Here is a 14,502-nt window from a genome sequence, read left to right as displayed (position 1 = left end):
GAGAACTCCCGCGCGCCAGGCCTCGAATTCGCTTGGGACGAACGGAAGCGGGGAGGAGCAAACCTGCCGAACCGGTCTGGACGCCGCGCGCCGGTTCCGGCATCGCAGCCGGCGGGAGAACAACTGCCGATGACCACGCCGCCCGAGACCATGACCGTCCTCGAAGTGTCAGCGCTCGCGCCCGATCTTGCCGGTGTCGGCCTTGCCGAACGCCCGGTACCGCAAGCCGGACCCGGGCAAGCGCTCGTCCGCATCGAAGCCACCGCGCTCGGCTTTCCCGATCTGCTGATGACCGAGGGGCTCTATCAGGCAAAACCGGCACTGCCCTTCGTTCCCGGAATGGAAGCCGCCGGCGAAGTCGTCGCGGCGGGGGAGGGGAGCCGCTGGCAGGCGGGCGACAAGGTAATCGTCGCGACCCTGACAGGCGCCGTGGTGCAATACGGCGTGTTCGCCGATGCCGCGCTGCTGCCGCTGCCGACCGGCATGTCCTATGCCGAGGGCGCCGCCCTGCGCGCCGCCTATATCACCGCTTACACCGCGATCGCGCGCATCGGCCGGGCTGAGCCTGGCGAGACACTGGTGGTCCACGGCGCGGCAGGCGGGGTCGGGCTTGCAGCTGTCGATCTCGGCAAGGCGCTCGGCCTCACGGTCATCGCCGTCGCTTCCAGCCCGGAAAAGCGCGAGGCCATCGCGCGCCTCTATGCCCCCGACCACATCCTCGCCGGCCCCACCGGCGTGCGCGAGGCCATCCTCGAACTCACCGGCGGGCGCGGGGCCGATCTGGTCTACGATCCCGTCGGCGGCGACGTGTTCGATGAGGCATGCCGCTACACTGCCTTCGGCGGCCGGCTGCTCGTCGTCGGCTTTGCCGGCGGACGTATCGCCGAAGTGCGCACCAACATCCCGCTGATCAAGGGCTTCTCCGTGGTAGGCGTCCGCGCGGGTGAATACGGCCGCCGCTTCCCCGAGCGCGGGCGCGAGGATGTGGCCGCAATCCTGAGGCTGGCGGGCGAGGGCCGCATCCGCCCGCACCTCCATTCCGCCGTACCGCTGGCCGATTGGCGGGAGGCCTATATGGCGATGCGCGAGCGCCGCGTCGTCGGGCGCACGGTGATCCTGCCGCATAGGTGAAGGGCAGGGGCCTGCCAACTCCTGCGTTCGTTAGTCCCGCCTCGGCGGTGATGACGAGGTGAGGGGGAACCGAACCGAAAAAAAAGGGCCACCCGTTGCCGGGCGGCCCTTGGAAAGTTTGGGAGAGGATGCCTGAAAGGCCCGTCCGATGTGCCCCTCACCCCGAGTCTTCGCAAGTGCGAAACATGGCGGAGCAATTGCATTAATTGCAATTAACGGACGGAAAAGCGCGGTTTCAAGCGATTTCATCGGGCAAATTTTGCATTCTAATCAATTGCTGCATTCGTATGCGAAAGGCCGTGACGGCCCGTTAACGGCAGTGCAGCGGGATAAGGCAAACATCCTACACTTTGGTGCAAGTTTTGCGTCCAAACCGGTCGGATCGGTCGATGGTCCTGTTTTTGACCCTCCGCTACTTGCCCTGCGGCATGGCGTTGCACCGACTCGCCAAGTGTTATACAACATAACCGAACAAGCCGTCGTACCGCCTGAGAGGAAGTGCCGTGACCGAGCAAACCCCGATTGCCCCCAAGCCTGACCGCGCCGAGGAGGACACTGTTGCCTTCTGCGTCGAAGACGGCATTGCCTGGGTGGCCTTTAACCGGCCGGAAAAGCGCAATTGCATGAGCCCGAAGCTCAACCGCCGCATGAAGGCGGTGCTCGAAGAGCTGGAATTCCGCGACGACGTGCGCGTTCTCGTGCTGACCGGAGAGGGCGAGGCCTGGACCGCTGGCATGGACCTCAAGGAATACTTCCGCGAGACCGAAGCGCTTGGCCTCGGCGCGATCCGCAAGTCGCAGCGCGAAAGCTATGGCTGGTTTGAACGCCTGCGCTGGTATGAAAAGCCCACGATCGCAATGATCAACGGCTGGTGCTTCGGCGGCGGCTATGGCCCGCTGTTCGGCTGCGACATCGCCATCGCCAGCGAGGACGCGCAGTTCGGCCTCTCCGAGATCAACTGGGGTATCCTCCCCGGCGGCGGCGCGTCGAAGGTCGCGCAGGAACTCATGCCGTTCCGCAAGGCGATGTACCATGCGATGATGGGCGAGAACCTCACCGGCAAGCAGGCCGAGGAGCAGGGTCTCATCACCGAAGCCGTGCCGGCCGACAAGCTGCGCGAGCGGGTGCTCGAGATCGCCAATGTGCTCAAGAAGAAGGACAGCCACGCGCTGCGCGCCACCAAGTGGACGATGCGCCGCATGGTCGACATGACCTACGACAACGGCCTCGAATACCAGATCCGCGCACAGGAAGCGCTCCACAGCTTCGGCGGCGCAGCAGCGCGCAAGGAAGCCACGCGCCAGTTCCTCGACGAGAAGAGCTTCAAGCCGGGGCTCGAGACCTTCGACGCGAGCAAGGTGGAACGCTGAGGCGGCCCACCCCCGACCCCTCCCGCAAGCGGGAGGGGGGAAGAAGGAGGAGGGGCGTTGAAAGCCCTTCCCGCTGTAGGAGGGCTCGCACGCTTGAGCCCCTCCCGCAAACGGGAGGGGTTTGGGGTGGGCAAGCGGCCATAGCCACCCCCGCCCACAAAACCCCTTGCGCCGTCCCGCAGACCTCGCCAGCGTGACAGGGCACCAGGAGCTCCTTCACGCCATGACCCCCATCCGTCTCGTCCTCGCCTCCGCCCTCACGCTTGCGCCGCTGCCAGCGTTCGCCGCCAAGCCCGCGCCCGCGACGCATCCAGTGGCTGAAGCCCAGGCGCTCGAACTGGGTCAGCGCATCATGGCAATGCGTTCGGTGCGGGGGCCCGGCAACGAGACCCCCAAGGTTGCCGCCGCGCTGCGCGATGCGCTGGTCGCCGGAGGGTTTGCCGCCACCGATATCGAGATCGTTCCGGTCGACGACACCGCCTACCTCGTCGCGCAGTGGAAGGGGAGTGATAGCAAGCTCAAGCCCCTCATCCTCTCCGGCCATATGGATGTGGTCGAAGCGAAGCGCGCCGATTGGCAGCGTGATCCGTTCGTGCCGGTCATCGAGGACGGCTACCTCTATGGCCGCGGCGCCACCGATATGAAGATCGATGTCGCGCTGATGGTTTCCTCGCTGATCGAATTGAAGCGCCAGGGATATCGCCCCAAGCGCACCATAGTGCTCGCGCTTTCGGGTGACGAGGAAACGCTGATGAAGACCGGCCAGATGCTCGCCGAGCGCTTCGCCGGGGCCGAAATGGTGCTCAACGCCGATTTCGATACCAACGGCCTGCTCGACGAGGCGACCGGCAAGCCTCTCATGTACGACTGGCAGGGTGCCGAAAAGGCCTATGCCGATTTCGAGCTCGAGGTGACCAACCCCGGCGGACACAGCTCCAAGCCGAGCCTCGACAATGCGATTGTCCAGCTGTCACAGGCGCTGGTGCGAATCGGCGCCTATCGCTTCAAGCCCGAGGTCAACGACCTGACCCGCGCCTACTTCGAAACGTCCGCCCCGCTCCAGTCCAATGCGGCGCTGGGCGCGGCGATGCTCGCTTTTGCCAAGGACCAGACCGACGCGGACGCCATTGCTGCCTTGCGCAAGGCGCCGCTGCTCTACGGAATGATGGGCACGACCTGCATTCCCACGACAATCGTCGGCGGCCACGCTGTCAATGCGCAGCCGCAGCGCGTCACTGCCGTGGTCAATTGCCGCATCTTCCCCGGCCACACCAACGAAGAGATCATGGCCGAATTGAAGTCTGTCGCCGCGGTACCGCAGATGACCATCCGCGACATGACCGAAGGCGCCATCGCCACCGCAGCCTCGCCGCTGCGCCCCGATGTGAAGGCCGCAATCGAGCGGTCGATCCACAAGGTCTACCCCGGCATCCCCGTGATCCCGGCAATGAGCCTCGGGGCGAGCGACAACATGTGGTATCGCCACAAGGGCGTGCCGAGCTACGTCGTCAGCCCGCTGTTCATCAAGCCGAGCGACTATCACAGCCACGGGCTCAACGAGAAGGTGCCGCTCGCCAACATCCCGCCAGCTATCACCTACTACACCGCGCTGGTCACCGATCTTTCGAGATAAGCGTATCGAGGAAGCGGCGCGCGATGTCGCCCGCTTCCTCGGCGCTGAAGCACCCTGGCGATAGGCACAGCTCGAGCCACAGCCCGTCGACCAGCGCCGTTACCGCAATGGCAGCGCGGCGCTGCTCGTTTGGCGCGACGCCGCAATCGCCCAGCAGCGCTTCCAGCCGCGCGCGCGAGCCTGAATATTGCTCGTCATGCTGCGCAGCGATTGCCGGCCGCGCGGTGACGAGGCTCCAGAACGCGATCCAGGTGGCAAGGAGTTGGGGATCGGCGATCGCCGGCGCAAAGCTCGCGGTCACGAAGGCATCGAGCCGGGCGCGCGGATCATGGCCCGCCTCGTCAACCGCGCGGTCCAGCGTTGCGGCCACCGCGCCTTCGACTTGCTCATAAGTCGCTGCGACAAGCGCCTCGATCCCGCTGAAATAGTGGCTGACAAGCCCCGGCGAGACGCCCGCCTCCACTGCAATCGCCCGAACGCTCGCGCCCGCCGCACCTGCGCGCGCGAGTACCCGTGCGCAAGCCTCGATCAGCGCAAGGCGGCGCGCATCGGGGTGGGTCCGGCGGAAGGCCGGCTGGTGCGGGGAGGGCGCTTTCATCTTGCATATCCTACGCCTTGTTGTACGATCGTCCAACAAGCATTTTTCGCGGTGGAGATTCGTGGGCATGGGCGATCAGACGGCCTTCGCGGCACTAACAGCCAGCGAGCACGACCCCGATGCGGACTGGAGCCTGCCCGGCTGGCTCTACACCGATCCCGAATATCACGCGCTCGAGATGGAGAGGGTGATCCGTCCCTCGTGGCAGATCGTCTGCCATGTGAACGAAATCCCGAACGCAGGCGATTGGCGCACGATCGACTATATCGGCGAAAGCGTGATCGTGGTGCGCGGCGATGACGGCGAGGTGCGCGCCTTCACCAACGTCTGCCGCCACCGCGCGATGCGGCTGGTCGAAGGCACTGCGGGCTGCGCCAAGAAGCTTGTCTGCCCCTATCACGCCTGGGTCTACGAGACCGACGGCCGCCTCACCGGCGTGCCGATGAAGTCCGACTATCCCGCGCTCAAGCTGGAGGACAACGGCCTCGCCCCTGTCGCGCTCGAAATCTGGCGCGGGTTCGTGTGGGTTTGCCTGAAGCCCGGCCTGTTTCCCACGCCCGGCGAAATGATGGCCCCGCACGAGGCCGAAATCGCACCCTACCGCTTCGAGGACATGCAGCCGATGGGCGCGATGCGCCTGCGTCCGCGGGGTGTGAACTGGAAGAACGTCGGCGACAACTACTCGGACAACCTCCACATTCCGGTCGCGCACGACGGCCTCGTCCGCATCTTCGGCAAGTCCTACCAGATCGCGGCGGACGACTGGGTAGATCGCTTGAAGGGCGATCTGGTCGACAAGCCTTCGGCCAATTTCTGGGAACGCTTCTACCAGGCGCACTTGCCCCACGTGGAGGAACTGCCGGAGGAAAACCGCCGCCGCTGGCTCTACTTCAAGCTCTGGCCGAACATCGCCTTCGATATCTATGCGGACCAGATCGACTTCATGCAGTGGCTGCCGATCAGCCCCACCACCTGCCTGCTGCGCGAAATGGCCTATGCCTTGCCTGATGACAGCCGAACGATGAAGCTCGTGCGCTATGCCAACTGGCGCATCAACCGCGTCGTCAACAAGGAAGACACCTGGCTGATCGAGCGGGTGCAGCAAGGCATGAATTCCGAGACCTACGGCGCGGGCCCCATCGGCAAGAGCGAGGTTTGCCTGCGCAGCTTCGCCCGCAAGATCCGCGCACTGACGCCAGAGGCAAGACTGCACAAGGCGCCGCCGGCTGGGTGGAGCAAGGCTTAAGGATCAGGCCCACCCCCGACCCCTCCCGCAAGCGGGAAGGGGGGAAGGAAGGGCATTGCATAAACCGCTCTCCAATTGAGGACGGGCGCAACATTAACTCCCCTCCCGCTTGCGGGAGGGGCCGGGGGTGGGCCTTCCCACACCAGACATCGGGAGCACTAGAATGACCAACCGCTACGACGCCATCATCATCGGCGGCGGCCACAACGGCCTCACCTGCGCTTTCTATCTCGCCCGCGCTGGCATGAAGGTGCGTGTGCTGGAGCGCCGCGATATCGTTGGCGGCGCCTGCGTCACCGAGGAATTCCACCCCGGTTTCCGCAACTCGACCGCAAGCTACACCGTCAGCCTGCTGCGCCCCAAGGTGATCGCCGACATGAAGCTGCACGAGCGCGGCTTCCGCATCATCGAGCGCACGATCAGCAACTTCTTCCCGTTTGAAAACAACTATCTCAAGCTGGGCGGCGGCGCCGGGCGCACCGAGGCGGAATTCGCGCGCTTCAACCAGAAGGACGCCGACGCCTACAAGCACTACGACGCGGCACTTGAAAAAGTGGCGCAAGTGCTGCGCGATATAGCCCTGAAATGCCCGCCCAATGTCGGTGGCGGCGTGCGCTCGCTGCTCTCGGCCGCGCAGCAGGGCTGGCCCATCGCCAACCTCAGCCTCGAAGTGCAGCGCGACCTGCTCGACATCTTCACCAAGTCTGCGCGCGATTTCCTCGATGGCTGGTTCGAGGATGACCACGTCAAGACCGCGTTCGGCTTCGACGCGGTGGTCGGCAACTATGCGGGCGTCTCCACCCCCGGTTCGGCCTATGTGCTGCTCCACCACGTCTTCGGCGAGGTGAATGGCAAGTTCGGCGCCTGGGGCCACTCGGTCGGCGGCATGGGCGCGATCACGCAGGCCATGGCCCGTGCCTGCGCCGAGTATGGCGTGGAGATCAGCTTGGAATCACCCGTTTCCAAGGTGCTGGTGAACAACGGCAAGGCGACCGGCGTGAAGCTCGAAAGCGGCGAGGAGCTCTACGCCCCCACCATCGCCGCCAATGTCGGCCCCGCGCTGCTCTATCGCCAGCTTGTCGACAGCAGCGACCTCGATGCCGATTTCAACCGCCGCATCAAGAACTACAAGACCGGCTCGGGCACGTTCCGCATGAACGTCGCGCTCTCCGAACTGCCCGATTTCACCGTGCTGCCCGGCAAGGAAAAGGCCGAGCACCACACCGCCGGCATCATCATCGCGCCGGGAATGGACTACATGGACCAGGCCTTCATCGATGCGCAGCAGTTCGGCTGGTCTAAGAAGCCGATCATCGAGATCAAGCTGCCCACCACCATCGACGACAGCCTCGCCCCTCCGGGCGGGCACATCGCCAGCCTGTTCTGCCAGCAGTTCGCCCCCGAACTTCCGAACGGGCAGAGCTGGGACGACGTGCGCGAGAAGGTCGCCGACCTCATCATCGATACAGTCAACGACCACGCCCCCAACTTCAAGGCCGCGGTGCTGGGGCGGCAGATCCACTCGCCGCTCGATCTCGAGCGCAAGTTCGGCCTCATCGGCGGCGATATCTTCCACGGCAACATGGGGCTCGATCAGCTCTGGGCCGCACGCCCGGTGCTCGGCCACGGCGATTATCGCTCGCCGATCAAGGGCCTCTACATGTGCGGCAGCGGCACCCACCCCGGCGGCGGCGTGACCGGCGCACCGGGCCACAACGCGGCGGCGGAAATCATCCGCGATCGCGGCACGCTGTGGAAGGTCCTCCACCGCGGAGGTTAATCCGGTTGCGGCGCGGCCCGTTTCGTCTAGCCTCGCATGATCGGGGCCGGACGGGGGGACGTTGATGCTGATTGCGCTGTTGATTCCGCTCGGTTTTGCGGCGCTGCTCTATTTCGGGGCGGTGCTGCTTGCTGCTATCCCGCAGCGTACAGTGCCTGCTCCCGAAGCGATGCTGCTCGGCGCCGTCACCAATTTCTTCGATACGCTCGGCATCGGCTCTATGGCGCCGACGGCGGCGTGGATGAAGTTCCGCCGCATGGTCCCCGATCGGCTGATCCCCAGCACCATGCTCGTGGGTCATTCGGGCCCGTCGATCGTGCAGGCGATCATTTTCATGATCCTGCTCGGGGTCGAGGTCGATCCGGTGCTGCTGGTCGGCTGCATCGCGGCGCTGCTTGGCGGCGCGCTGGTCGGTGCGCCGCTGGTGGCGCGCGCCGAGGTCTGGCTGGTGCAGGCGGTGGTCGCGCTGGGCCTTCTGATCGCGGCCACGATCTTCGTGATGATCAACCTTCATCTGATGCCCGGGGGCGGCACCGCGTCCACCTTGCCGCTGCCCTGGATGCTGCTCGCCTTCGCGGTCAATTTCACCCTCGGTATTCTCGTCAACTTCGGCATCGGCAATTACGCGCCCACGCTGATCATGTTCAGCCTGATGGGGATGGACCCGCGCTTTGCCTTTCCGGTCATGGCCGGCAGCGCGGGCATTGCCGGGGCGGGGGCCAGCATCAGCCATATCCGGATCGGCGAGATCGACTTGCGGGTCGTCACCGGCATCATCCTCGGCGGCATCCCGGCGGTGTTTGTCGCGGCCTTTCTGGTCAAGAGCATGGACGTTGCCGTTCTGCGCTGGCTGGTGGTCGCGGTGGTCTACTATGCTGCGCTGGTCATGGCGCGCTCGGCGCTGGTCGGCCTGCGCGCGCGATCCGCTAGATCGCCGCTATCAGCGACATGACGAACTCGAACAGGAACTCCAGCAGCACCGGCAGAAACTGGATGCCCACCTGCACAAAGATCCACAGCACCCACAGCGTCAGCGTGCCGGCGATGATCCAGTGCTGCTTGAAGTAATAGAGATAGCGCAGCCCCAGTCTCTTCAACCAACGCCGCTTCCACCAGCGCGCCTTCATTCCGCCGCCGCCAACTCCTGCCTGCCCCGCACCGCAAGGTAAACCGGCACCCCCGCGAGCACGAGGCCGAGGCCATAGCCGACCGCGCTTGCGCCAAGGCCCCATGTCGCCCAGCCGATGAACGCCGCGCCGCCCAGCGCCATCAGGATCAGCCCGCGCTCTTCAGGCAGCAGGCGGATCGCCGCCAGCATGCTCATGAAATAGGCCAGCATCCCTGCCGCAAGGCTCACCGAGGCGATGAACTGGAAGAGATCGCCAAGGCCCCGCCCATAATTGAGCAAGGTCACCGCGCTCAGCAGCAGCGAGGACACCACATGCGCGCGCACCGGCGTCCCCCGCGATCCGTCCTTGGCGAACCATTGCGGAAAGACCCCGCCGCGCGCCATCGCCTGCGGCATCTCGCCTTGCAGCAAAATGAAACCGTTGAGCGTGCCAAAGGCGCTGATCGCGGCAAACACCGCCACCACCGAAGCCATCCCGCCGCCAAACGTGCGCCCCAGAAAATCGGCGACCGGGGCAGGGGAGGCCGCCGCCTCGCTTGCGGGCATATAGGCCCAGAACGCCACACTGATCCCGAAATAGACTACGCCTGTCAGCACCACGCCGACCAGCGTTGCCAGCGGCACCACGCGCGCGGCGTTCTCCACCTTGCCGGCGGGCACGGTCGCGGATTCCAGCCCGAGGAAGCCCCAGAACGTCAGCCCCGCTGCCGTGGCAATCGCCCCGGGCGAGATGGAAACCTGCGATGCCGCCACGCGCGGCATGCCGCTTGCCGCGAACCACAATGCCAGCGCAATCAGCAGCACCAGCGGCATGAGCTTCAGCGCGGTGGTCACCACCGAAAACGTCCCCGCCAGCCGCACCCCGCGAATGTTGATCCAGGTCATCGCCCAGACGCAGCCGACGGCCAGCACCGCCGGCACCCCCGGCGTCTTGCCGATCCACGGCACCACGAGGCTGAGATTGCTCACCACCGCCACCGCGATCGCCCCGTTGCCCGCCCAGAGCATGACCCAGTAGCTCCACGCGGTGGCAAAGCCCGCGAACGGCCCGAACGCAGCTTGCGCATAGGCATAGGGTCCGCCCGAATAGGGCAACCGCGCGCCCATTCGCGCAAATGCTCCGGCAAGGCAGGTTGCCCCGGCAATGGTCACCATCCAGCCATAGAGCTGGTTTGTGCCCAGCGGCGCCAGTGTGCCGGGCAAGAGATAGATGCCCGAACCCACCATGTTGCCCACGCACAGCGCCAGCACCATCCAGAAATTGAGGCCGCGGGGTTTTGCCGTCATCAAGGATCCGTTCTTGAAACTCCTTCCGTTCGTGTCGAGCGAAGTCGAGACACCACGCGATGTGTCTCGACTTCGCTCGACACGAACGGGCCAGGGGAGCGCTGTGTCGAACATGCAGACTAACGCTTGATCGCGCCGCGTCACCGTGTTTCTTGAGCGCCGCAATGGCCAGTCTCCCCGCACATATCACCAGCTACGATCCCCGCCTCGTCCGCGCCGCAATGGCGATGAACGAAAACGTGCTCCACGAGGCAGAGCCGCTTTTGCGCGCGCTGCTCAAGGAAAACCCCTTCGACGTGCGCGCGATCCGCCTGTTTGCCGAACTTGCGGGCCGCATCGGGCGCTATCAAGATGCGGAAAACCTGCTGCGCCGCGCGATCGAACTGGCTCCCGATTTCACGCCGGCACGCGCCAATCTCGCCCTCGTGCTTTACCGCACCGAGCGCGTGACCGAGGCGCTGGAGGAACTCGCACGGGTGACGTCGGAGGATCCGGACAACCTCGGTGTCGCCAATCTCCAGGCTGCGGTCTTTGGCCGCATCGGCGAATTCGATGAAGCGCTGGCACTGTACGCGCAGGTCCTGAAAGAGGCGCCGCGCCAGCCCAAGGTTTGGATGAGCTACGGCCATATGCTCAAGACCGTCGGCCGGCTCGACGAGGGCATTGCCGCCTATCGCCGCGCGCTTGAGATCCAGCCGGGCCTCGGCGAAGTCTGGTGGAGCCTCGCCAACCTCAAGACCGTGCGCTTCACCGATGCGGACATCGCTGCGATGCGCTCCGCGCTTGCCGACACTGCAATCGCGCCCGAAGACCGCTGGCACCTCGATTTCGCGCTCGGCAAGGCGCATGAGGACAGGGGGGAGGCCGAGACCGCTTTCGCACACTATACTGCAGGCAATGCCCTGCGGAAAAAACGCATGCCCTACAAGGCGGCGGATACCACCGCCGCCGTCGATGCGGCCATTGCGGCCGCCACTCCGGAGTTTTTCGCGCGGTTCCTCGGGGCAGGCTGCCCTGCGCCCGACCCCATTTTCGTGCTCGGCATGCCGCGCGCCGGCTCTACGCTCATCGAGCAGATTCTCTCGAGCCACAGCCAGGTAGAAGGCACCAGCGAACTTCCAGACATCGGCATTCTCGCCCGCTCGGTCGAAGGCTATCCTGCAAGCCTCGCCGCACTCGACCCGGCCACGCTCCGCGACCTTGGTGCGCAATATCTCGACCGTACCCGCGTCCAACGCCACACCGCGCGGCCGCTGTTCATCGACAAGCTGCCCAACAACTGGCTCCACGTCCCCTTTATCCGCCTGATCCTGCCGAACGCGAAGATCATCGACGCGCGGCGCCATCCGCTCTCGTGCTGCTTCTCCAACTTCAAGCAGCATTTCGCGCGCGGGCAGGGCTTTTCCTATGCGCTCGAGGATATGGGCGCCTATTACCGCGACTATGTCCGGCTGATGGCGCATTTAGACCGCGCGGCGCCCGGCGCGGTGCACCGGGTGATCTACGAGCGCATGATCGAGGATACCGAAGCTGAGGTGCGCGCGCTGCTGGCTGCCTGCGGCCTTCCGTTCGAGCCCGCGTGCCTTGCCTTCTACGAAACGGAGCGCGCCGTGCGCACCCCCAGCTCGGAGCAGGTCCGCCGCCCGATCTACCGCGAGGGTACCGAAAGCTGGAAGCCGTTCGAGCCCTGGCTGGATCCGCTGAAAGCCGCGCTCGGCCCCGTGCTCGATGCCTATCCCGCTCCCCCGTCCGGCTGGTGAAGCCGCCCGAAATGTTACGTTGCAAATCGGCCACGCACCGCCACACAAGGCGACATATCGCTGAAACCCTGTTGAAATTGTCGGCAAGGCGTACCACGGTCCACGCCATCCTGGGGGCGTAAGGAAGTGGGAAAGTAATATGGGAGCAGCCTACAAGCGCGTTTCGCGCGGATTTCTCATGGCAACATCGGCCCTTGCTGCGCCGGTTGCCCTCGCGCAGCAAACCCCGCAGGCCGATGCGCAGAGCGCGGCAGACGCCGCCGCCGCGCTTCAGGGCACTGAAATCATCGTGACCGCGCAGAAGCGCAGCGAGAACCTGCAAAGCGTGCCGATCTCGATTCAGGCGCTCGGCACGCGCAAGCTCGACGAGCTCAATGTCTCCAGCTTTGACGACTACGCCAAGGTGCTGCCCAGCGTCAGCTTCCAGTCGTTCGGCCCGGGCCAGACGCAGCTTTCGTTCCGCGGCATCACCAGCGGCGGCGATGGCCTCCACGGCGGTTCGCAGCCCACCGCGGCGCTTTATCTCGATGAAGTGCCGGTCACCACGATCGCCGGCGCGGTCGACCTTCACGTCTACGATATCGCCCGGGTCGAGGCGCTGTCGGGTCCGCAGGGCACGCTGTTCGGCTCAAGCTCGCTGGCGGGTACGTTGCGCATCATCCCCAACAAGCCCGATACGAAGGGCTTCTCGGGCCGGATCGACGTTTCGGGCAACAAGGTCGGCAAGGGCACCGGCGGCGGCAGCGCCGAAGGCTATGTGAACATCCCCCTCTCGGACCGAGCCGCGCTGCGCCTCATGGCGTTCTACCAGCACGACGGCGGCTATATTGACAGCGTGCCGGGCACCCGCACCTTCACGCTGGGTGATGACAACCCCGCCACCAACGTCACCGTGAACAACGCGAGGTTCGTCAAGGACAACGTCAACAAGACCGATACCGCCGGCGGCCGCGCCGCGCTCAAGGTCGATCTTGACGACAACTGGACCGTCCAGCCCTCGGTGATCTACCAGCACCAGACAACGCGCGGCTCGTTCCTGTTCGATCCGCGCTACGGCGATCTCAAGGTTACCGACTTCGGCCCTTCGTACAACCGCGATGCCTGGGCGCTCGCCACGATGACCATCAACGGCAAGATCGGCAACTGGGACCTCACATACGCAGGCGGCTACTTCGATCGCCGCGTCGAGAACCTCGCCGACTACTCTGAATACTCCGTCGCCTACGACCAGTTCCAGGGCGGCTTCTACACATATTTTCAGGCGGCGGACGGCAGCTTCATCGATCCGACCCAGCAGGTCCATAACCACGACGACTACACCAAGCAGAGCCACGAACTGCGCATCAGCTCGCCGACCGGCGAACGCTACAAGCTCGTCGCGGGCGTGTTCTACCAGCGCCAGACTGACCGCATCGTCGCGGACTACTACATCAACGGCCTTGCCGGCATTCCCAACTCGCCGGCAGTGCCCAAGGCGGGCGACGACCTCTTCGCCACGCGCGCCTACCGCGTCGACCGCGATTATGCCGCATTCATCGATGGCTCGTTCGATATCACGCCGCAGCTCACGCTGGCTGGCGGTATCCGCGTGTTCCGGGTCAACAACACGTTCGTCGGCTTCTCGGGCTTCAAGTCGGGCACGACGGCAGCAAACTGCGTGCCTGTGGTCGCCGATGACCGCGTCTGCAACAACTTCGACCGTCAGGCGCGGCAGCATGGTGAAACGCACCGCGTCAACCTCACGTGGAAGATCGATCCGGACCGGCTGGTCTACGCGACCTATTCGACGGGCTATCGCCCCGGCGGCAACAACCGCCGCCCGAACGTGAACCCATACGTCGCCGATACGCTCACAAACTACGAGCTCGGCTTCAAGACCTCGTGGTTCGACCGCAAATTCCGCCTCAACGGCGCGCTCTTCTATGAAAAGTGGAAGAACCTGCAGTACGGGCTCAGCCCGGTCGGCTCGTTCGGCGTGACCAACATCTACAACGCTGGCGATGCGCGTGTGTATGGTGCGGAAATGGACTTCAACCTGCGGCTCGGCGGGCTCAACCTGTCCGGTTCGGGCGCGCTGATCGATGGCAAGCTGACCACCGATTTCTGCTCGTTTGACACCAACGGCAATCCTGATTGCACGCTCGGCGTGATTGCCGCGCCCAAGGGCACGCCGCTGCCGATCCAGCCCAAGTTCAAGGGCAACATGACCGCGCGCTACGAGTTCGACATGGGCAAGGCCAAAGCCTTCGTTCAGGGCTCGCTCAATCACCAGTCAGGCACACGCTCGTACCTTACCACGAACGAGGCGAACCTGCTCGGCCGGACCGATGGGTTCGAGACGTTCGACTTCTCGTTCGGCGCCAAGGTTTCCGGCTTCGATATCTCGGCCTATGTCGAGAACGCCTTTGACAAGCGCGGCATCCTCAGCATCAACACGGTCTGCACGCCGTCGATCTGCGGTGCTGGCCGGCGCTTTTACCCGATCAAGCCGCAAGTCTTCGGCATCAAGCTCGGCCACGATCTGTAAGAATACACTGCTACCTGGAAAGCCCTCTCCCCTTCAGGGGA

11 protein-coding genes are annotated in these 14,502 nt (G+C 64.9%); 8 read left to right on the top strand and 3 right to left on the bottom strand.

Annotated features, from left to right (window positions below):
• The first annotated feature begins 129 nt into the window (after positions 1 to 129).
• The 3 genes from WCL10_RS05290 (at position 130) to WCL10_RS05280 (ending at position 4,134) form a co-directional block, all read left to right on the top strand.
• Complete coding sequence (locus WCL10_RS05290) at positions 130 to 1,131, top strand: NADPH:quinone oxidoreductase family protein (RefSeq protein WP_336894581.1); 1,002 nt, start codon at positions 130 to 132, stop codon at positions 1,129 to 1,131.
• A gap of 503 nt (positions 1,132 to 1,634) precedes the next feature.
• Entirely contained in the window at positions 1,635 to 2,501 is an 867-nt protein-coding gene (locus WCL10_RS05285; RefSeq protein ID WP_336894580.1) for a p-hydroxycinnamoyl CoA hydratase/lyase, read from the top strand.
• A gap of 223 nt (positions 2,502 to 2,724) precedes the next feature.
• A complete protein-coding gene (locus WCL10_RS05280) occupies positions 2,725 to 4,134 on the top strand; it encodes a M20/M25/M40 family metallo-hydrolase (protein WP_336894579.1) in 1,410 nt (469 codons plus the stop codon).
• Here WCL10_RS05280 and WCL10_RS05275 read toward each other — a convergent pair.
• Positions 4,115 to 4,732, bottom strand: a complete 618-nt coding sequence (locus WCL10_RS05275; RefSeq protein WP_336894578.1) for a TetR family transcriptional regulator C-terminal domain-containing protein — start codon at positions 4,730 to 4,732, stop codon at positions 4,115 to 4,117. The two genes, WCL10_RS05280 and WCL10_RS05275, sit on opposite strands and share 20 nt — an antisense overlap.
• Positions 4,733 to 4,799: 67 nt before the next feature.
• On the opposite strand from WCL10_RS05275, the gene WCL10_RS05270 reads away from it, so the two are divergent.
• The 3 genes from WCL10_RS05270 (at position 4,800) to WCL10_RS05260 (ending at position 8,710) form a co-directional block, all read left to right on the top strand.
• Complete coding sequence (locus WCL10_RS05270; RefSeq protein WP_336894577.1) at positions 4,800 to 5,978, top strand: aromatic ring-hydroxylating dioxygenase subunit alpha; 1,179 nt, start codon at positions 4,800 to 4,802, stop codon at positions 5,976 to 5,978.
• 163 nt (positions 5,979 to 6,141) lie between these two features.
• Positions 6,142 to 7,758: an NAD(P)/FAD-dependent oxidoreductase gene (locus WCL10_RS05265; protein WP_336894576.1), complete on the top strand. Its 1,617-nt coding sequence runs from the start codon at positions 6,142 to 6,144 to the stop codon at positions 7,756 to 7,758.
• A gap of 64 nt (positions 7,759 to 7,822) precedes the next feature.
• Positions 7,823 to 8,710, top strand: a complete 888-nt coding sequence (locus WCL10_RS05260; protein ID WP_336894575.1) for a TSUP family transporter — start codon at positions 7,823 to 7,825, stop codon at positions 8,708 to 8,710.
• Here WCL10_RS05260 and WCL10_RS05255 read toward each other — a convergent pair.
• Positions 8,685 to 8,885 (bottom strand): hypothetical protein, encoded by a 201-nt coding sequence (locus WCL10_RS05255; RefSeq protein ID WP_336894574.1) that lies wholly within the window; start codon positions 8,883 to 8,885, stop codon positions 8,685 to 8,687. The genes WCL10_RS05260 and WCL10_RS05255 overlap by 26 nt on opposite strands.
• A complete protein-coding gene (locus tag WCL10_RS05250) occupies positions 8,882 to 10,174 on the bottom strand; it encodes an amino acid permease (RefSeq protein ID WP_336894573.1) in 1,293 nt (430 codons plus the stop codon). The genes WCL10_RS05255 and WCL10_RS05250 overlap by 4 nt, the downstream gene beginning before the upstream one ends.
• 164 nt (positions 10,175 to 10,338) lie before the next feature.
• On the opposite strand from WCL10_RS05250, the gene WCL10_RS05245 reads away from it, so the two are divergent.
• Positions 10,339 to 11,934 (top strand): sulfotransferase, encoded by a 1,596-nt coding sequence (locus WCL10_RS05245; RefSeq protein ID WP_336894572.1) that lies wholly within the window; start codon positions 10,339 to 10,341, stop codon positions 11,932 to 11,934.
• Positions 11,935 to 12,112: 178 nt separating this feature from the next.
• Positions 12,113 to 14,461: a TonB-dependent receptor gene (locus tag WCL10_RS05240; RefSeq protein ID WP_336894571.1), complete on the top strand. Its 2,349-nt coding sequence runs from the start codon at positions 12,113 to 12,115 to the stop codon at positions 14,459 to 14,461.
• Positions 14,462 to 14,502: the final 41 nt, after the last annotated feature.

The sequence above is a fragment of the Novosphingobium sp. genome (genome assembly GCF_037133355.1).
Taxonomy (GTDB): domain Bacteria; phylum Pseudomonadota; class Alphaproteobacteria; order Sphingomonadales; family Sphingomonadaceae; genus Novosphingobium.
The sequence above is the reverse complement of the archived record's forward strand: the minus strand, read 5'-3'. Positions and strand labels throughout refer to the sequence as shown.

Coding starts and splice junctions, on each gene's coding strand:
- WCL10_RS05290 (WP_336894581.1), top strand. CDS start 130: ATGACCACGCCGCCCGAGACCATGACCGTCCTCGAAGTGTCAGCGCTC.
- WCL10_RS05280 (WP_336894579.1), top strand. CDS start 2,725: ATGACCCCCATCCGTCTCGTCCTCGCCTCCGCCCTCACGCTTGCGCCG.
- WCL10_RS05275 (WP_336894578.1), bottom strand. CDS start 4,732: ATGAAAGCGCCCTCCCCGCACCAGCCGGCCTTCCGCCGGACCCACCCC.
- WCL10_RS05270 (WP_336894577.1), top strand. CDS start 4,800: ATGGGCGATCAGACGGCCTTCGCGGCACTAACAGCCAGCGAGCACGAC.
- WCL10_RS05265 (WP_336894576.1), top strand. CDS start 6,142: ATGACCAACCGCTACGACGCCATCATCATCGGCGGCGGCCACAACGGC.
- WCL10_RS05260 (WP_336894575.1), top strand. CDS start 7,823: ATGCTGATTGCGCTGTTGATTCCGCTCGGTTTTGCGGCGCTGCTCTAT.
- WCL10_RS05255 (WP_336894574.1), bottom strand. CDS start 8,885: ATGAAGGCGCGCTGGTGGAAGCGGCGTTGGTTGAAGAGACTGGGGCTG.
- WCL10_RS05250 (WP_336894573.1), bottom strand. CDS start 10,174: ATGACGGCAAAACCCCGCGGCCTCAATTTCTGGATGGTGCTGGCGCTG.
- WCL10_RS05245 (WP_336894572.1), top strand. CDS start 10,339: ATGGCCAGTCTCCCCGCACATATCACCAGCTACGATCCCCGCCTCGTC.
- WCL10_RS05240 (WP_336894571.1), top strand. CDS start 12,113: ATGGCAACATCGGCCCTTGCTGCGCCGGTTGCCCTCGCGCAGCAAACC.